Source organism: Ancylobacter sp. TW_SC_1 (assembly GCF_056836805.1).
Genome location: NZ_CM166365.1, coordinates 3,711,269 through 3,727,327 on the forward strand (window position 1 = coordinate 3,711,269; position 16,059 = coordinate 3,727,327).

The 16,059-nt window shown below is 67.4% G+C and carries 18 protein-coding genes and 1 tRNA gene; 15 read left to right on the top strand and 4 right to left on the bottom strand.

What is annotated here, in order from left to right; all coding sequences use genetic code 11:
- The first annotated feature begins 74 nt into the window (after nt 1–74).
- From AC1PZ7_RS17475 to AC1PZ7_RS17525, 11 genes are all read left to right on the top strand, one after another.
- Entirely contained in the window at nt 75–500 is a 426-nt protein-coding gene (locus tag AC1PZ7_RS17475) for a hypothetical protein (RefSeq protein WP_482356463.1), read from the top strand.
- Nucleotides 490–2,247 carry a phage terminase large subunit family protein gene (locus tag AC1PZ7_RS17480; protein WP_482356464.1) on the top strand — a complete coding sequence of 586 codons (1,758 nt, stop codon included), beginning with the start codon at nt 490–492 and terminating at the stop codon, nt 2,245–2,247. Before AC1PZ7_RS17475 ends, AC1PZ7_RS17480 begins: the two co-directional genes overlap by 11 nt.
- 81 nt (nt 2,248–2,328) lie before the next feature.
- Nucleotides 2,329–2,862 carry a hypothetical protein gene (locus AC1PZ7_RS17485; protein ID WP_482356465.1) on the top strand — a complete coding sequence of 178 codons (534 nt, stop codon included), beginning with the start codon at nt 2,329–2,331 and terminating at the stop codon, nt 2,860–2,862.
- A gap of 6 nt (nt 2,863–2,868) precedes the next feature.
- On the top strand, nt 2,869–4,278 hold the full coding sequence (locus AC1PZ7_RS17490) for a phage portal protein (RefSeq protein ID WP_482356466.1): 1,410 nt from the start codon (nt 2,869–2,871) through the stop codon (nt 4,276–4,278).
- Nucleotides 4,268–6,088 carry a prohead protease/major capsid protein fusion protein gene (locus tag AC1PZ7_RS17495; protein WP_482356467.1) on the top strand — a complete coding sequence of 607 codons (1,821 nt, stop codon included), beginning with the start codon at nt 4,268–4,270 and terminating at the stop codon, nt 6,086–6,088. Before AC1PZ7_RS17490 ends, AC1PZ7_RS17495 begins: the two co-directional genes overlap by 11 nt.
- A 1-nt stretch (nt 6,089) precedes the next feature.
- Nucleotides 6,090–6,356: a spike base protein, RCAP_Rcc01079 family gene (locus AC1PZ7_RS17500; RefSeq protein ID WP_482356468.1), complete on the top strand. Its 267-nt coding sequence runs from the start codon at nt 6,090–6,092 to the stop codon at nt 6,354–6,356.
- On the top strand, nt 6,356–6,571 hold the full coding sequence (locus tag AC1PZ7_RS17505; RefSeq protein WP_482356469.1) for a phage head-tail joining protein: 216 nt from the start codon (nt 6,356–6,358) through the stop codon (nt 6,569–6,571). Before AC1PZ7_RS17500 ends, AC1PZ7_RS17505 begins: the two co-directional genes overlap by 1 nt.
- Nucleotide 6,572: 1 nt before the next feature.
- Nucleotides 6,573–6,908, top strand: a complete 336-nt coding sequence (locus AC1PZ7_RS17510; RefSeq protein WP_482356470.1) for a DUF2190 family protein — start codon at nt 6,573–6,575, stop codon at nt 6,906–6,908.
- Nucleotides 6,909–7,142: 234 nt separating this feature from the next.
- On the top strand, nt 7,143–7,520 hold the full coding sequence (locus AC1PZ7_RS17515; protein WP_482356471.1) for a hypothetical protein: 378 nt from the start codon (nt 7,143–7,145) through the stop codon (nt 7,518–7,520).
- A gap of 10 nt (nt 7,521–7,530) precedes the next feature.
- Entirely contained in the window at nt 7,531–7,986 is a 456-nt protein-coding gene (locus AC1PZ7_RS17520) for a hypothetical protein (protein WP_482356472.1), read from the top strand.
- The gene (locus tag AC1PZ7_RS17525) at nt 7,986–10,013 is read left to right on the top strand and encodes a phage tail tape measure protein (RefSeq protein WP_482356473.1); all 2,028 of its coding nucleotides are present in this window, start codon (nt 7,986–7,988) and stop codon (nt 10,011–10,013) included. Before AC1PZ7_RS17520 ends, AC1PZ7_RS17525 begins: the two co-directional genes overlap by 1 nt.
- 508 nt (nt 10,014–10,521) lie before the next feature.
- Here the strand turns inward: AC1PZ7_RS17525 and AC1PZ7_RS17530 are convergent.
- Together AC1PZ7_RS17530 and AC1PZ7_RS17535 are read right to left on the bottom strand one after the other, a co-directional pair.
- Nucleotides 10,522–11,121, bottom strand: coding sequence for a hypothetical protein (locus tag AC1PZ7_RS17530; RefSeq protein WP_482356474.1), 600 nt, complete (start codon nt 11,119–11,121; stop codon nt 10,522–10,524).
- Between the two features lie 43 nt (nt 11,122–11,164).
- On the bottom strand, nt 11,165–11,344 hold the full coding sequence (locus tag AC1PZ7_RS17535; RefSeq protein WP_482356475.1) for a hypothetical protein: 180 nt from the start codon (nt 11,342–11,344) through the stop codon (nt 11,165–11,167).
- Nucleotides 11,345–11,480: 136 nt separating this feature from the next.
- Here AC1PZ7_RS17535 and AC1PZ7_RS17540 point away from each other — a divergent pair, with 136 nt between their 5' ends.
- Together AC1PZ7_RS17540 and AC1PZ7_RS17545 are read left to right on the top strand one after the other, a co-directional pair.
- The gene (locus tag AC1PZ7_RS17540; protein WP_482356476.1) at nt 11,481–11,855 is read left to right on the top strand and encodes a hypothetical protein; all 375 of its coding nucleotides are present in this window, start codon (nt 11,481–11,483) and stop codon (nt 11,853–11,855) included.
- A 31-nt stretch (nt 11,856–11,886) separates the two neighbouring features.
- On the top strand, nt 11,887–12,168 hold the full coding sequence (locus tag AC1PZ7_RS17545; protein WP_482356477.1) for a hypothetical protein: 282 nt from the start codon (nt 11,887–11,889) through the stop codon (nt 12,166–12,168).
- A 162-nt stretch (nt 12,169–12,330) separates the two neighbouring features.
- On the opposite strand, the gene AC1PZ7_RS17550 is transcribed toward AC1PZ7_RS17545, so the two are convergent.
- Nucleotides 12,331–12,404, bottom strand: a tRNA-Gln gene (locus AC1PZ7_RS17550).
- A gap of 355 nt (nt 12,405–12,759) precedes the next feature.
- On the opposite strand from AC1PZ7_RS17550, the gene AC1PZ7_RS17555 reads away from it, so the two are divergent.
- Both AC1PZ7_RS17555 and AC1PZ7_RS17560 read left to right on the top strand, forming a co-directional pair.
- A complete protein-coding gene (locus AC1PZ7_RS17555) occupies nt 12,760–13,458 on the top strand; it encodes a glutathione S-transferase C-terminal domain-containing protein (protein WP_482356478.1) in 699 nt (232 codons plus the stop codon).
- Nucleotides 13,459–13,731: 273 nt separating this feature from the next.
- Nucleotides 13,732–13,938 (top strand): DUF1127 domain-containing protein, encoded by a 207-nt coding sequence (locus tag AC1PZ7_RS17560; RefSeq protein ID WP_482356479.1) that lies wholly within the window; start codon nt 13,732–13,734, stop codon nt 13,936–13,938.
- Here the strand turns inward: AC1PZ7_RS17560 and pbpC are convergent.
- The gene (gene pbpC / locus AC1PZ7_RS17565; RefSeq protein ID WP_482356480.1) at nt 13,925–16,057 is read right to left on the bottom strand and encodes a penicillin-binding protein 1C; all 2,133 of its coding nucleotides are present in this window, start codon (nt 16,055–16,057) and stop codon (nt 13,925–13,927) included. The two genes, AC1PZ7_RS17560 and pbpC, sit on opposite strands and share 14 nt — an antisense overlap.
- Nucleotides 16,058–16,059: the final 2 nt, after the last annotated feature.

Below are 16,059 nucleotides of genomic sequence, written 5' to 3' on the forward strand. Positions count from 1 at the left end.
CCGGAATACGCCCCGCCAAACGAAAGCCTGAGGGGGCTCCGCCGCCGTTTGGGGCGCCGCTGACAGCGGACGAGATGGGCGTTTTGCTGGGAATCGCTCCGCGCACGGTGCGGGAACTGGCGGGCCGTGGCGTCGTCCTGCGGGCCGGCAGAGGGCGATACGATGCGGCCGCGTCGGTGGCCACGTATTGCCAGCACCTGCGGGAACAGGCAGCCGGCCGCGCCGGCGATGCGCAGGCAGGCCTCACCGTGGAGAGGGCCCGGCGAGAGCGGGAGGCCGCCGACAATCTCGCGCTGCGCAATGCGGAGATCCGCCGCGAGCTCCTGCCGGCCGCCGAGGTCGAAAGGGCGTGGACTTCGGTGCTGCGCGACATCCGTTCCCGAATGCTCGCAGTCCCTGCGCGCTGCCTGGCCAGGCTGGGCCGGCTGTCTCCCTCCGAAGGCGCGATCTTGGAAGAGGAAGTACGCGACGCGCTGAAGGGTGCTGCTGATGCTACGTGAACTGGAACGCCGCGCCCGCGCCGCCCTCCGGCCGCCTCCGCGACTGCCGCTCTCCGAGTGGATCGAGAAGAACGTCGTGCTTCCGGCCGATGTCTCGGCGCTGCCCGGCCCAGTGCGGCTCTATCCGTTTCAGCGCGGAATCGCCGACGCGATCGGTGATCCAGCCATTGAGCGCGTAACGCTCGTCAAGGCGGTCCGCGTCGGCCTGTCCACGCTCATGGCCGGAGGGCTGGCGTCGTTCGTGGCGAATGAACCCGCGCCCATTTTGATGCTGCTGCCGACCGAGGGGGATGCGAGAGACGCCATGGTGAGCCAAATCGAACCCCTGTTCGACGCTAGTCCCGGCCTCACCGGCCTCCTCGCCCCTGATGGGGACCGCAACACGCTGCTGTCGCGCCGGTTCGCCGGTGGCTCGCTCAAGATCGTCGCAGCGAAATCGCCCCGCAACCTGCGCCGGCACAACGTCCGGGTGCTCATGATCGACGAGGCCGACGCGATGCTGCCGGGCCCGGAAGGCTCCCCGATCCTTCTCGCGGAGAAGCGGACGATCTCGTTCGGGAACCGCAAAATCATCATCGGGTCGACCCCGCTCCACGAAGAGACCAGCAACGTCCTGCGGGCCTACGCGGCCAGCGATCGGCGCGTTTTCGAGGTCCCATGCCCGCACTGCGGTCATCGCTTCGAGCTGCTGTGGCGGCAGATCCAATGGCCGGATGGCAAGCCGGCGGAGGCGCACGCGGTGTGCCCGGAGAGCGGCTGTGTGATCGACGAGGCCGATAAGCCGGCAATGGTCGAGGGCGGCACCTGGCGCGCCACGGCGCCGGAGATCCACGCCCACGCCGGCTTCCGCATCAACGCACTGGTTTCGCTCCTTCCGAACGCTTCATGGCCCAAGCTGGCCGCCGAATTCCTTGCCGCGAAAGGCGATCCCGAGACTCTGCAGGTGTTTGTAAACACGATCCTTGCCGAAGGTTGGAAGGATGGCGGCGACGAGGTAGACGATGCTGCGCTTCTAGCGCGCGCCGAGCCTTTCGGGCTCAATGCCATCCCTGCCGCGGTGCTGGCGATCACGGCCGGCGTCGACGTCCAGGACGACCGCCTCGAGGTGACGCTGGCCGGCTGGTCAGAAGCCGAAACATACATCTTGGGGCACGTCGTGATCTGGGGTAGCCCGGCCGATGACCTGACATGGGCCGAGCTCGACGCGCTGCTGAAATCGCGCTGGAAGCATCCCTTGGGCGGAAGCCTCAAGGTGGACGCGGCCGTCGTCGACGCCGGCGATGGCGACTGGACGGAACGGGTTTACTCGTTCTGTTTTCCTCGCGCCGTCCGGCGGATCATCGCGGGCAAGGGCGCCGCAGGCGGCCGCCCTCCCATCGCGGCGTCGAAGTCAAAGGTCCGCGGCGGGCGGATCTGGATCATCGGCGTCGACGGGGTCAAGGCCACTCTCGCCGCCAGGCTGGCGCGGGGGACCTCGATAAGATTCTCGAGCGATCTTGAGGCCGTCTGGTTTGAGCAGCTCGTCGCCGAGCGCCGGATCACCCGCTATTTTAAGGGCACGCCGATCCGGCGTTTCGAGCGCATCCCCGGCCGCCGCGCCGAGGCCTTGGATTGCGTGGTCTACGCCATCGCAGCGCGCCATGCGCTGCAACTGAACTGGGGGCAGCGGGCCGACGATCTCCGCGGCGCCAGCCCTGCGCCGGTGGCCAAGCCCACCGTCTACCGATCAAAGTTCATGGAACGTTAAAATTCGGGGCGCTTGACACCGAATTAAATCTCTGACTCATTGTATCCGGTATCGACGACACCGAAATGAGCAGGGCGCCAGATGATCTCCAAGTTCACGACCAGCACCGCCGGTGCCACCGAAGTTCTTGATGTCGGCTACGAGGCTTTCCGCTCGTGGATCAAGAAAGGCTTGTATGCGCCTGCGGATGAACTTGCGGCGATGACTTCGCCGTTGGCTCCGCAGAAGGTCCGCACTCCCGGTTGGAACACTTTTGATTTCGGCGCGCTCTGTCTCTTCGGCGTCGTCAAGCGCCTTCTCGACCTCGGCCTATCGATCGACACCGTCAAGGGGTTGTTCGATCACGGCGCCGGCCATGCGGCGCGCCGCGCCGCGCTTTCCGACCAAGCGCACGACGACCTCCATTCGGATGGCTCTGTCGCGGCCCGCAAGCCCGCGCCGGAACGCTTCATTCTGGTCGGTGCCGTCGCCGAGGCGCGGTGGTCTTCGCTCTGGACCGCGGACGACGTGGCGGGCCTCGCCGAGAAGCTCACCGGTTCCGATCCGGTGATCGTCGTGAACCTGTCGGCCATCCGCCGCGAGATCGCCGCGCGCATCGCCGAGCGGGCGGAGTGATCTGACGTGGCCCCTGGCATCCTCACCCGCATCGCCGGCCGCCTCCTCGGCCGCAGCTACGAAGCGGCCGGCGGTGGCCGTCGCTGGCGCGGCTTTCGGGGTATGCCGGACCTGCGCTCGGCGCAGCTTGCGGCGCGGGGACCGATCTCGATCCGAGCGCGGGCGTTGGTCGCAAATAACGCCCTCGCGGCATCCGGAGCGGAGGCTTGGACGAGCGCTCTTGTCGGCAGCGGCATCAAGCCCCAGAGCTCGCACCCCGATCCGGCCGTCCGGGCGGCGCTGAACGCCGCCTTCGAACGGTGGACGGACGAAGCCGACGCCGACGGGCTTACGGATTTCTACGCGCTGCAAGCCCTCGCTGCCCGGCGCCTGGTGGTGGATGGTGAAAGCTTCGGAGCCTTCACGATCGACGAGCGAGGCGCCCCCCGGGTCAGGCTTCTCGATGCTGAGCAGGTCGACGCCTCGCTGACGAGCTACAGCGCCGCAGGCGCCAGAATCGTCGCCGGTGTCGAATTCGATGCAACGGGGCGGCGGCGAGCCTACCACGTCCGCCGAGAGCGGCCGGGGATGCCGCTGGCCTCGCCGCTCGAGACGGTCCGCGTCGGCGCCGATGACGCCTTCCACCTGCTGCGACCCGAAGTTGCGGGACAGGTTCGGGGAGTGAGCTGGTTCGCACCGGTTCTCCTTCGCCTTGCCGACTATGACAGCGCCGCTGACGCACAGCTTACCCGCCAGAAAATCGGCGCGTTGTTGACCGGATTCGTCACCTCCACGGACGGCGAGGTGCCCTTCGAGGGCGAGGAGGCCGGCCCCGGGATGCTCGAGGGCGGGCTTGAGCCCGGCACGTTGAAGGTTCTCGCACCAGGGCAGGGCATTTCATTCTCCGACCCCGCTGAGATCGGTCAGGAGGCAATCGAGTTTATGAAAGTGACCGCGCGGGAGATCGCCGCTGGCCTGGGGGTGCCCTACGAAACCCTCACAGGCGACCTTTCCGGGGTGAACTACAGCAGCATCCGCGCGGGTTTGGTCGACTTCCGCCGGCGCGTCGAGGCGATCCAGTATGGCGTCCTCGTCTTCCAAATGTGCCGGCCGACGTGGCGCCACTTTGTGACCGCCGAGGTGCTGGCCGGCCGGCTGAACGCCCCCGGCTTCTTCACCGATCCGGCGCCGTATCTGGCGGCCAAATGGATCACGCCGAAGCGCGAGTGGGTCGATCCCAAAAAGGACGTGGAAGCGGAGATTTCGGCGATCGGGGCGGGGCTGATGAGCCGCCGCGAGGCCGTGGCCGCACGCGGCGCCGATATCGAAGCACTCGACGCCGAGATCGCCGGCGACAAGGCGCGTTCCGAGGCGCTGGGGCTGACCTTCACCGCGGGCCTCCCGCCTACCATAGAGGTTCCCGCCGATGTCGAATGAGATCGTCACGCGCTATGCCCCGCTCGCGGCGGCCGGCTCCACCACCTTCGATCCCCAGACACGGACCATGCGCGCCGTCATTGCCGCAGGCGCCGAGGTCGAGAGATACGACGCACGGGGGCGGTATGTGGAGGTGCTGGACCATCGCGGCATCGTCATCCCGCCGGGCGGCAGAGTGCCGCTGCTCAACTCCCACCGACGCTCCGATCTTGGCGATGTCCTCGGGAGCGCTACCGACATCGCCGCCGAGGGCGGCACGGTCGAAGCGACGCTGACCCTGTCCAGCCGCGACGACGTGGCGCCGATCGCCGCCGACATCGCGGCCGGGCACATCCGAGGTGTGAGCGTCGGGTATTTCGTCCTCGCACGCAACGAAACGACCGACGCGGCCGGCAGGCGCCGCGTGACGGCCACACGTTGGGAAATCTTCGAGATCTCCCTCGTCACTGTTCCTGCTGACCCGAAAGCCACCATACGAGAGGCACCGATGACGACGCCCACCGAAACGACCACGACCACGCCGATTGTCCCGGCCGTGATTCCGCCGCCCACCGAGACGGCGACGCGCGCGGCCATCAACCTCGAAATCCGCTCGATCGCCTCGGTCGCTGGCCTCGATCAGACGTGGATCGACAGCCAGGTCGACGCGAACGCGACCGCCGAGGCGGCCCGAGCCGCCGCCTTCGCCGCGATGCAGGCGCGCACCGCTCCGGCTGGCACCATCCGCACCGCCACCGTCGTGCATGACCACAACGATCCGGTAGCGGTTCGCGCGGCGATGTCTGACGCACTCGCGCACCGCATGTCGCCGAGCCTCTGCAAGCTCGAGGGCCGCGCCGCTGATTTTCGAGGCTTCCGGATCCTCGACATGGTCGGCGATCTCGCCCAGGCGCGAGGCGAACGCATAAACCTTCGCGATCAAGGCGCGCTGATGGAACGCGCGGTAGGCGCCCATTCGACTTCGGACTTTCCGCTGCTCCTCGCCGATGCGGCGAACAAGAGCCTCCTGGCCAATTACGAGGTCGCGGCGCCGACTTACCGACTTTGGGCGGCGCGGCGCACTTTCAACGATTTTAAGGATACGAGCTTCCTCCGCGTCGGCGATTTCCCCCGTTTCGAGGAGACGAACGAAGCCGGCGAGGTGAAGTTCGGCACGCTGTCCGAGAACCGTGAGAAAGTCCGGGCGAAGGAATTGAACGCGGGCCTCATCATCGGCCGCCGCGCGCTCCTGAATGATGACCTGGGCGCGCTGGCCGATTTCTCCAGCATGATCGCCCTGCGGGCAGCCGCCGACGAAAATAAGCGGGTGTACGACCTGCTCGCAGCGAATGCGGTCCTGTCCGATGGCGTCGCACTCTTCCACGCCACGCACGGAAACCTCGCGGGCTCGGCGGCGGCCATCAACGTTTCGTCGATCGGGGCGGCGGTGGCGGCGCTGCGGAAGCAGAAAAGCCTCGACGGCCTCCCGCTCAACCTCGCCCCCCGCTACCTGGTCACCGGCCCGGATAGCGAACTCGCCGCCCGCCAGGTGCTGGCGGCGATCACCGCCGCGAAATCTGGCGATGTGAACCCGTGGGCGGGCACGATGGAGCTGGTGGTCGACGCGAACATCGTCGCTACCGCATGGTATATTTTTGCGGACCCGGCGGCCGCACCGACGGCGGTCTATGGCTACATCAGCGGCGCCGAAGGCCCGCAGATCCGCACGGAAATCGACTTCGACACCCGCGCCGTAAAGGTCGCCGCGGGCCTCGACTTCGGCGCCGGCGTCATCGATTTCCGGGGCGCGCAGAAAAACGCGGGGGCCTGACATGGCGGGCTTCGACCCCTTCGCCTCCCATCAGGCCGACCTCACCGCGGTGGCGACGCACGCTGTCGAGGTCGCGCCCTCCGACACGGTCGACCTCGCCGTCATCCCCCGGGCCATCTGGCTCGGGACCGGTGGCAACCTCCGGGTGACCATGAAGGGCGGCGAGGTGGTGACCTTCAAGAACGCCGAGCCGACGTGGTTCGATATTCGCGTCACTCGGATTTGGGCCACCGGCACGACAGCCGCCGACCTTGTGGCGGTGTGGTGATGTCGGAGATCGTCGCCACGCTTCAGGCGCAGCTCGATGGCCTCCGCGAGGCGCGAGCCTCCGGGCTCCGCCGGGTGCGGTTCGATACCGAAGAGATTGAATATCGAAACGACGCCGACCTCGCCGCGGCCATCGCCGATCTTGAGCGCCGCATCGCCTCCTGTGGCGGCCGGCGCCTTCACACCGTGAAACTGTTTTCCAGCAAGGGTTTCTGACATGAAAAACTTCATTCAGCGCGGTGATGTCGTCACCGTCCCCGCCCCGACGGGCGGTATCCTCTCCGGTGCTGGCGTTCTCGTCGGCTCGCTTTTCGGCATCGCCTCCACCACGGCAGCCGAGGGCGCCGAGGTCGAGATCGACACCTCCGGCGTCTACGAGATGGCCAAGGCCTCGGCGCAGGCGTGGACCGTGGGCGCCAAGGTCTACTGGGATGCGGCCAACAAGTTGGCCACCACCACCGCCTCCGGCAACTCGCTGATCGGTGTCGCGATGGCAGCCGCCGCCAATCCGAGCGCCATCGGCCGGGTCCGGCTGAACGGTACGTCGATCTAACGAGCTTGGCGGGGCGAGGCATTGGGGGCTGTGGCCGGTCCTTAAAGCGCGCAGCGTGCCCCGCATCCGATGTTGCGCTGCGTGCTAGGCCAGACGGCGAGCGGGGGGGCCTGCTCAACGATCGGCGCCGTCGCGGGGTTTTCCTGGCCCTGCTCCTGCCGATCCCCGCCGGTCCGGGAACGAGCGCCTCGAGCGCCCCCGGGCCGGCCCTCGCATACAGCGGAGGAGCCCCGCATGATCTCGCTGAATCTCTCCGAGCCCCTCGATGTCGAGGGCGTTGCGATTTCCAGCGTCACCATCCGCGAGCCGAGCGGGCCAGCGATGATCGCGCTCTCGCTGCACGTCCCGGTTCTTCGAGCATGGGCGGGAGCGGATGCGGAAGCCAGAAAAGCCGGCGGGCGCGTCTTCCCGACCGCCGACGTGTTTCGGGCAATGGTCTATGCGGCCGGAGCCCTCACAGGCCTCGGCACCGAACGAGCGGGCAAGCTCCTATTCGCGGATATCGACCGCATCCTCGCCAAGGGCGCGCCCCTGATTGCCCAGGCCATGGCCGCAGAGCCGCCGCTGGCCCGGGCACCTCGTCACCCCACACCGCCCGCCGGCGCGGGCTGAGAGAGCCGCCATGACCGAACCCTTCCCGCCTGACGCTGCCGTAATCGACGAGCCCGCGCCGGTGGCGCCATCCGATGTTCCGCTGATGGACCAACTGCAGGCGGGCATCGCCCCCGGGACCGAAGCCGAAGCCCCGGAGCTGCACGGCGTGGTAGACCTGCCCCCCGACGATTCCCCGGCCATCACCTATTTGCGCCCTGCCGGCGTGACCGTTCGCTTGGCCCATCCCTTCAAAGTCGGCGACCGCTGGGTCGAAGAGATCATCCTCCCGCCGGTGGCGCTCGGCGTCGCGCTCGATGTGCAAGCAGGTCTCCATGAAACCTTGATGGACGTGCTCTGCGCCGCCACCGGCGAGCCTCTAGCCCTCTTCCGAGCCCTCCGCGGTGGCGACGAAGAAGCCGTGATCGGCGCCTTTCTCCCCATGCTGCCGGCATCGATCCGCGGCATCCTTGACGGGGCGCGCTGATGGCCTCGCTTACATCCATCCTCTCCGTCCGGCTCGTCGACGGAGTAACCGCCCCAGCTGCAAAAGCCGGTGCCTCCGTGCGGCGCCTTCAGGGCACGGTGGCCCGCGCCAGCGTGGCGACGGCTATGGCCGGCCGGGCAAGCGATGCAGCGGCGCTCGCCTCCACCCGCGTCCTCGGCGCCGTGGGCGGCATCGCTGGCGCCGCGATCGGCATGCGCGCTGCTATCACGTCGTTCGCCGAGTTGGAGCGCCAGATGACGAGGGTCGGCATCACGGCCGGCGCCAGCACCGGCGAGGTGAAGACCGCAACCACCGACATCGCGACCATCGCCGATAAGATCGGCGTCCCGCTCGACCAGGTGGTCAGCGGCCTCGAGGCGCTGGTTGCCGCCGGCCGGTCGCTGCCGGAGGCCATGGCGTTCTTGCCCGCGGTCGTCGCCACGGCCCACGCCGCCGGCGCCGAGACGAGCGACATCGCATCTACTGCAGATGCGCTTGCCACTTCCTTCAAGATTGCTGGGAGTGAAATGCAAAATGCATTCGACATTTTGGTTCAGGGCGGCAATCTCGGGAAATTCGAACTTAAGGACATGGCCCGCTATCTGCCAAGTCTTGCGGCCAATGCCGCTGCGGTCGGCCTGCGCGGGGAAGAGGGTGTCCGCAAGCTGGTGGCTATGCTCCAGGTTATGCGTTCGCAAATGGGCTCTTCCGAGGAAGCCGCGTCGTCGATGTCGAACATTTTTGCGAAAATGGAGAGCCAAGAGACCGCCAAACGCTTCATGAAGTTTGGCGTCAACCTGCGCAAAGAGATGGCGAACGCTCGGCGCGAGGGCAAAGACCTGCTCGAGGTCTTCGTCGATCTCGCGGCCAAGGCGACCAAAGGCGATCTTTCGAAGATTCCGCAGATATTTTCTGACATGGAGTTCGCCCGCGGCATGCGCGCCTTGCTGGCGCAGCGGGAGGAAGTCGGGCGGATCGAGGCGCAGCTCAACAATGCAACCGGCACCGTCGCCGGTGCGCTGAAGCAGTTGTCGATCGATTCGATGACGGAGCTCGATCGCCTTTCAAATAAGTGGGAAGAATTTGTGCGCGAGATCGGGGCGCTTACTGCTGCGCCAGGTGTCGGCCTCATGGAGGGAATACTTCAAGACATCCGCATGGCGAAAGGGGAAATGGAGGATTTTTCCAACTGGTTGAAATCCACCACCGGCATGTCGCTCAACGACATAATGACGGTTGCCCGCAAGGGTCTCGGGATCGCGACCCCGGACGAACAGAAGGCTGCAAACGACCGCCGCGACGCGGAGAGGGCCAATCCAGATTTAGCTCGAGCTCGGGAGATCGACGCACGAGATGCGGCACGTCAAAAGGAAATGGCCGCGATCGAGCAGAAGATTGCAGCGGCGCAAGCCGACTACGCCGCCCTCACTGCGACGGCGAGGGACCTCGGCTTCGGCGCCGAGATTGTCCGCGACATCGACAAGCTCAGCGAGGCGCTCAAGCGGCTGCGCGAGGCGTCGCAGTGGGACAAGATTGCCGCGGAAAACCTCCGCACCAAGCCGCCGCCGGTAGAGGTTCCGATCGACGCCGCTGCGGGCCGGGCATCGTTCCACAGCTGGCGGGCCCGTCAGGCTGAGAAGACGGCGCAGCCGGCGCCTTCGAACGTCCCCATGCCCGTTCCCAACCCGCTGCGCACCACCCCGGCCGTCACGGTGCCGCCGGCGGCGTTCGACGATCCGGCACCGCCGAAGCCTTCCGGCGATCGCTCCGACGCCTCACAGGGCGGCGCCGCGCTGCGCGAGCTCACCAACACCGCAGGCGAGGCGAAAGCCGCGCTGAACGATGTAGCGGCCACTCGCGTCGCACCGGCGATCGACAGCGGCTCGATCGACGCGGCTCTCGCCAAGATCCGCCTTCTCAAGTCCGAGATCAATTCGGTGAACTCCACCACCGTGGCGCCGCGCATGGGGCGCGGAGACCTCGGCCAGAACCTCCGCGGCATCCATGCTGACACGGGAATCGACTAGGCCTCCGCCTGGCCGGCCGCTCGCGCTCGGTCAGGGCACGCGGTGCAGGAACGACATCGGCCGGCGTCCATGTCGATTCAGACGGCGCGGGCTTCGGGTTGGCGCCGATGCGCGTCACGTTCATCTGCGCAACGGTGCCGTGCTTCGTCGTGTAGGTGCGGGCGGGTGGCTCACTTGCAACGGATGCAAGTGAGGGCGCGGGGCGAAGTTTGCTGACGAAGGTGTGCGATACTCCGCAGCGCCGCGATATTTCGTTGTCACTCCAAGCCGCCCATTCCTGATCGTCCAGCAGCCGGAGTACGGCGCGGCGCTTGTCCGCATTCGTGCGCCGCATGCCGTGGGAGGCATTGGCCACCCGCTCGACCTTTCCCTCAAATCTGAGGAATGTGCCTACACCGCAGCGCCCTTCTGCAGGGGCGAGGGCGCCGCCGCAGCGGCAGGCCTCAGGCGCGGTTGGCGTGCCCGCTGGGAGGCTTCGGCGGGGCGAGCACGCAAGGCGGCTGCAGAATCACGGACGGTAGCGAGCTTCGACCTTCACGCCCTTCAGCTGGCGGCGATCGACGATGAACTCTTGTTCCCCGAAGCTGTCGTCATCTTCTGGCACCATGGAGATGATCGCCTCCGCGGGGACATCTGCCGACAGTAGGACCGATCCCTCCTGATAGAGCGTGGATCGGGAGCGAGCAAAATCGTCGGCCACCGCTCGGTCTGAGCTCCAGCTCATTCCGTATGTCCGCCGCCGCCTGTTGGTGAACCCATCGCCCCGGAAAAGGCGAATCGATGGGCCCTCGTAGGGTGGCAACAGAACTCTCAACGCGTCTAGCAACACCAGATCGCTCGCTTCGGTGCGAAGCGCATCGCCGTCGTGCATCCAGACACCGAGAAACCATCGCCGGATTTCATCCGAGGCCGGAGGAAGCTGCGAGACTGCTCTCATGGCGGTGCGAAACTGGAAACGGTCGCAGGCCTGGCCAAACCCTTCGCTTGCGCGCTCGACATCGCCGGCGCGGACACCATCGGCGAAAAGACGGACGGCATCCCGATCCGCCTGCCGGTCCAGCTTGAGCAGGCGCCGAAATGCCTCAACGCTCATGCCCTCCGCCGCCATCGTCATCCCTCCTTCTTCAGCCTGACACCAGGCCCGCCGTCCTTCACGACCGGCGGTTCTGCTTCTTCGCCGCTTCGATCAATAGGTCGCGCACCCAATCGCTGAGGCTCGGGGCTCCGGCTGCGACTGCGGCCTTTGTGAAAGCTTCGTTCTCGGATTCGGTCAGCATCACGACGAGACGCTTTTCCCGCTTGAGATGCATCGGTACGGGCGGACGCCCCATGTCATGACCCTCGTTAGCATTTACCCGGAGGATAAACGGTAGCAGTTTTTACTTCAATAAATAAGGGCATCGATATTGACAGGGTTAATCGCTGGTGTTTTTATGCACATAGAAACATTCAACGAGGTGCCCAAGAATGTCGACCATTGTAGATGAAACCGCCCCTGAAGCCCCTGCCGTTCCCAAGAAGCTCCACGCGTATTCCTGCAGACAAGCGCGCCGGCACTTGGCGTGGACCCATGTGGAATTGGCCGGCAAGGCAGGCGTGCGCGTACAGATATTGAAGGATTTCGAGCGCCTGGATGAGATCACCGAAACCGATTGCACTGCCCTGCACGAGGCACTGCGGAAAGGCGGCCTTGAGAGGCTCCGGGAGCTCGCGGCTATGCTGGGATGCGAGTATCCCGAGATTGCCCCTGAGACGAACCGGAAGAACGTAGACGTTCAGCGCCTCACCCGCCTCACCGCCGCGATCGCCGCGACGATCAACCGCGAATTAGCCGGCCAATAGCGCCACCCATCCTACAATCTGGAGCTTCCCCATGTCGCGCACCACCGCGCCGGCAAACGCCGGAATCATGCCTACCGAACGCGAGATCCTCGAAGCCTACCGCGAATGGCTGCATTTCGAGGCTCAACTGCTGGGCGTCGAGCTCTACCCGAGCCTTCCGCCTGCGAACGCTGCGCGATGGGTGCCACAGGGCACGCTGGCAGCGGGCTTTCACTTCCCGCACTCCGACGCTGATGATCGGACCTGGCGCGACGTTCCCAAGCCGTCGACCCGCGCGGCGATGGTGCTGCGGGCGGTCGGCGTGCTGCCGTGACATGGCCGACCATGTCGCATTCCATGTCGCGTGGAGTTGCCGAGCCCCTCGGAAAACCGTTGGAAATCAACGAAACTGACTTGCAACACAAACGCGACATGAAACGGCAAAAGCGCCCCGCAGGGCGCCGCCTAACTGTCTGATTTTCTTGACTAATTGGGGTGGCTGGGGGACCTGGATTCGAACCAGGACTAACGGAGTCAGAGTCCGCAGTTCTACCGTTAAACTATCCCCCACCGAAGCGGCTGATTGCGCAGCGCTTTCCGGGGCCTTCCACGGCGACGCGGCAGCGTCGGCCGCGGGGGCGGCGGCAGTGGCGGGGTCTATAGCGCCTCCAGCCGGCGCGGTCTACCCCCCAGATGCGCAATCGGCGGACCATCCCCAGGCGTATCCTGCCCCAGGCGTATCCTGCCCCAGGTGTATCCGGCGCGCTCGCGCCGGCCATCCCGCCCGAGCGCCCCGCCGCCCGGGCAACGCCGCCGGCGCCCGCGTCCGCGGGAGGCCCCCGGCATCTCCCTCTTCCGCCGGCGTCCTCCCCTGCGCATCGCCGCGACGCTGCGCTAGGCTGGCGCGGTAGCGAGGGAGACGCCGATGATCACGCTGTATTCCTACCCCGAGCTTTTCGGGGTCGCCGACAATAATGGTTACGGGCTCAAGATCGTCGCTTTCCTCCGGCTGGCCGGCCTGCCGTTCGAGCACCGGCACGTCGTCGACACCTCCGCCGCGCCGCGCGGGCAGCTGCCCTATATCGACGACGATGGCGAGATCGTCGGCGACAGCGAGGCCATCATCGCCCACCTCACCCGCAAATACGGCGTGACGCTCGACGCCGGCCTGACGCCGGCCCAGCGGGACACCGCCCTGCTCGTCACGCGGATGCTGGACGATCTGTACTGGGTGATGTCGTATTCGCGCTGGAAGGACGCGGCGTACTGGCCGGCCTTCAGCACCGCGCTGCGCCGGGAGCACCCGGACATAACCGAGGAAACGCTCGGCAAGGCACAGGACTACAACGCCCAGCGCTACCACTTTCAGGGAATCGGGCGCTACGCGCCGGAGGCCGCCTATGCGCGCGGCCTGGCCGACCTGCAGGTGCTGGCCCATCTCGTGCCGGCGCAGGGCTATGTGTTCGGGCCCGCCCCGACCAGCCTCGATGCGGCGATCTACGGTTTCATCGCCAACATCCATTTCTACGCCATCGACACGCCGCTCCGGCTCTTCGTGGCCGAGCACGGCAATCTCGTGCGCCATTGCCGGGCGATCCACGAGGCGATCGCCCCCTCCCGCTGAGACGCGCCGGACCGCAGGAACTATCGCCGGTCGATTTGGACATGCCTTGAGCGAGAGCAAACGGCAAAACGGCGCACTTTTGGCCCCTTTTGAGGTAATTTAGCACCTTTTACCGCACCTTCATTCTTTTACCTTTCCCAGGATACCTCCCGCGAGCCATTGCCCCACCGAACTACCCATGCGTCATACTCAGTGCTGTCATGCAGCATTGGCGCTTTTGCAGTGCGAAAGATTCTCTATATTTCTGGCATACAGAATACCTTGGAGGCTCAGATGAGCACTGTCACCCTTACCCGCCATACCTCGCCGGACTTCTTCTCGCGCGTCGTCGATGGCTTCGCGAACTTCTTCGAAGCGGTCGGCGAAGGCCGTCGCATCGCCCAGCGCTACGAGGCCCTGTCCCGTCTTTCGGACGCCGCCCTCGCCAAGCGTGGCCTGACCCGTCAGGACATCGCCCGCGTCGCCGTCAACGGCCGCTGAGATGTCCGGCCGGAACGGCTGAGAGGCCGGCCGGCTCGCGAATACGCAAGGTGACGCTGTCGGACGATCCCGCGGCGTCCATCACGGTCAGGCGAACGAACCCCGCGCCCGCCGGCTGCCAGAAAAATGTGGCGGCACTGGCGGGCTCGCCGGCCGGAACGCCGTCGACGAATATGGTGAGCCGGCCGACGCCACCGCTCACCTTCAGCGCGAGCGGCTCCTCGCCGTCGCGCTCGAGACTCGCCCCGTCGGGCGGGAAGGCGATGTGCGGCCCCTCGCCCGTACCGGTCTGACCCGCCATCCGCCCGAAATATCGGAGCGGCGGCGGCAGCTCGGCATTTCGCGCTTCCAGCGCCTCGCGTGGCGCGGGGGCGAACGGCGCCGGCTTCGTCACCAGCCGCGCAAACGCCTCGAACAGGATCGGCGCCGCCGCCTCGCGGCCGATCATGCCCGGCACCGGCTGGCCGTCCGGCCGCCCCACCCATACCGCGATCGTCCGCCGCCCGTCGAAGCCGACCGCCCAGGCATCGCGGTAGCCGAACGACGTGCCGGTCTTGAAGGCGATCCGCCCTGCCCGCTCATTGCGCGGCGCCGGCGTGCCGGCCAGCGCCTGCGCGAGATACCAGGCCGCGACCGGGCTCATCAGCCGCCGCGCACCGTCGGCCTCGCGCGCGCCCTGCGTCGCCGCGTCGTCCAGTCGGTCGTGCAAGGCGTGCGCCTGCCCGCCATTGGCGACGCCGGCATAGAGCCCGGCCAGCGCGTCGAGGCTCATTCCCACCCCGCCGAGCCCCACCGCCAGCCCCGGCACCTCGCCGGGCGGCAGCTTGAGCGCGAAGCCGGACTGGCTCAGCCGGCTGGCGAGACGCTGCGGCCCGACCGCCTGCAGAAGCACCACCGCCGGCACGTTCAAGGACAGTTGCAGCGCCTGCCGGACCGCGACCGTGCCCTGATAGTCGCGGTCGAAATTGCGCGGGCGATAGGCGCCGAAGCGCGCCGGCCGGTCCTCGATCAGCGTCTCGGGATGGGCGACGCCGTCCTCGAAGGCGAGGCCGTAGATGAAAGGCTTCAGCGTCGAGCCGGGTGAGCGTATGGCGCGCGTCAGGTCCACCGCTCCGGCGCGCTCGGCGTCGAGCGGGTCGGCGCCGCTGACCCGCGCCAGCACCTCGCCGCTGGCATTGTCGACCATCACCAGAGCGAGCGAGACCCCTTTGCCGAGTTCGCGCACGCGCTCGCCCGCCAGTTCCTCCAGTCGCGCCTGCACGGAGGCGTCGATGGCGAGGCGGTGCTCGTGCGCCGCCGGCCGCTCGCGCCGCGCGGCCTCGGCCGCGTGGGCGGCGTGCATCGGCAGTGCGAGCCGGCGCGCGGGAATCGGCGCCCGCATCGCGAACTCCACCTCCGGCGCGCCGAACAACCCGGCCTCCTTCAGCCGCACCAGCACCGCCTCGCGCGCCCGGCCGGCGCGGGCCGGCTGGCGGTCGGGCCGGCGCGATTCCGGCGCCTGCGGCAGGGCGACGAGCAGCGCCGCCTCGGCCAGCGAGAGCCGCCGCGGCTCGCGGCCGAAATAGGCGAGGCTCGCGGCGCGCACGCCCTCGATATTGCCGCCATAGGGTGCCAGCGCGAGATAGAGGTCGAGGATTTCGCGCTTGGAGAGCCGGGCCTCCAGCTCGATGGCGCGGCGCATCTCGGAGAGCTTGGCGCCGAGCTTGGCGACCAGCCCCCGGCCCTCGCGCGGCTCCAGCAGCCGCGCCACCTGCATGGTCAGCGTCGAGCCGCCAGAGATGACGCGCCCGTGCAGCGCCATCTGCCCCGCCGCCCGCAGCAGCGCGACCGAATCGACCCCGCCATGGCGCCAGAAGCGCTTGTCCTCATAGGCGACCAGCATGTCGAGGAAGCGCCGATCGACCGTGCCGGCATCCGCCTTCAGCCGCCATCGCCCGTCGCCGAGCGCGAAGGGCCGCAGCAGCCGCCCCTCGCGGTCGAGCACCTCGACAGAGGTGGCAAGCCGGGGCGGCGGCGGCGCGGCGGCGCGCACGCCGGCGAGCCAGGCATAGGAACCGCCCGCCAGCAGCATGGCGCCGAGCAGCGCGATGCCCGCCCCGCGCCGCAGCCCGGCTTTCACCG

What these genes read in the sequence shown, in the direction of transcription:
- AC1PZ7_RS17475 (WP_482356463.1), top strand. Translation starts at nt 75, where the DNA reads ATGGGCGTTTTGCTGGGAATCGCTCCGCGCACGGTGCGGGAACTGGCG.
- AC1PZ7_RS17480 (WP_482356464.1), top strand. Translation starts at nt 490, where the DNA reads ATGCTACGTGAACTGGAACGCCGCGCCCGCGCCGCCCTCCGGCCGCCT.
- AC1PZ7_RS17485 (WP_482356465.1), top strand. Translation starts at nt 2,329, where the DNA reads ATGATCTCCAAGTTCACGACCAGCACCGCCGGTGCCACCGAAGTTCTT.
- AC1PZ7_RS17495 (WP_482356467.1), top strand. Translation starts at nt 4,268, where the DNA reads ATGTCGAATGAGATCGTCACGCGCTATGCCCCGCTCGCGGCGGCCGGC.
- AC1PZ7_RS17500 (WP_482356468.1), top strand. Translation starts at nt 6,090, where the DNA reads ATGGCGGGCTTCGACCCCTTCGCCTCCCATCAGGCCGACCTCACCGCG.
- AC1PZ7_RS17505 (WP_482356469.1), top strand. Translation starts at nt 6,356, where the DNA reads ATGTCGGAGATCGTCGCCACGCTTCAGGCGCAGCTCGATGGCCTCCGC.
- AC1PZ7_RS17510 (WP_482356470.1), top strand. Translation starts at nt 6,573, where the DNA reads ATGAAAAACTTCATTCAGCGCGGTGATGTCGTCACCGTCCCCGCCCCG.
- AC1PZ7_RS17515 (WP_482356471.1), top strand. Translation starts at nt 7,143, where the DNA reads ATGATCTCGCTGAATCTCTCCGAGCCCCTCGATGTCGAGGGCGTTGCG.
- AC1PZ7_RS17520 (WP_482356472.1), top strand. Translation starts at nt 7,531, where the DNA reads ATGACCGAACCCTTCCCGCCTGACGCTGCCGTAATCGACGAGCCCGCG.
- AC1PZ7_RS17525 (WP_482356473.1), top strand. Translation starts at nt 7,986, where the DNA reads ATGGCCTCGCTTACATCCATCCTCTCCGTCCGGCTCGTCGACGGAGTA.
- AC1PZ7_RS17530 (WP_482356474.1), bottom strand. Translation starts at nt 11,121, where the DNA reads ATGGCGGCGGAGGGCATGAGCGTTGAGGCATTTCGGCGCCTGCTCAAG.
- AC1PZ7_RS17535 (WP_482356475.1), bottom strand. Translation starts at nt 11,344, where the DNA reads ATGGGGCGTCCGCCCGTACCGATGCATCTCAAGCGGGAAAAGCGTCTC.
- AC1PZ7_RS17540 (WP_482356476.1), top strand. Translation starts at nt 11,481, where the DNA reads ATGTCGACCATTGTAGATGAAACCGCCCCTGAAGCCCCTGCCGTTCCC.
- AC1PZ7_RS17545 (WP_482356477.1), top strand. Translation starts at nt 11,887, where the DNA reads ATGTCGCGCACCACCGCGCCGGCAAACGCCGGAATCATGCCTACCGAA.
- AC1PZ7_RS17555 (WP_482356478.1), top strand. Translation starts at nt 12,760, where the DNA reads ATGATCACGCTGTATTCCTACCCCGAGCTTTTCGGGGTCGCCGACAAT.
- AC1PZ7_RS17560 (WP_482356479.1), top strand. Translation starts at nt 13,732, where the DNA reads ATGAGCACTGTCACCCTTACCCGCCATACCTCGCCGGACTTCTTCTCG.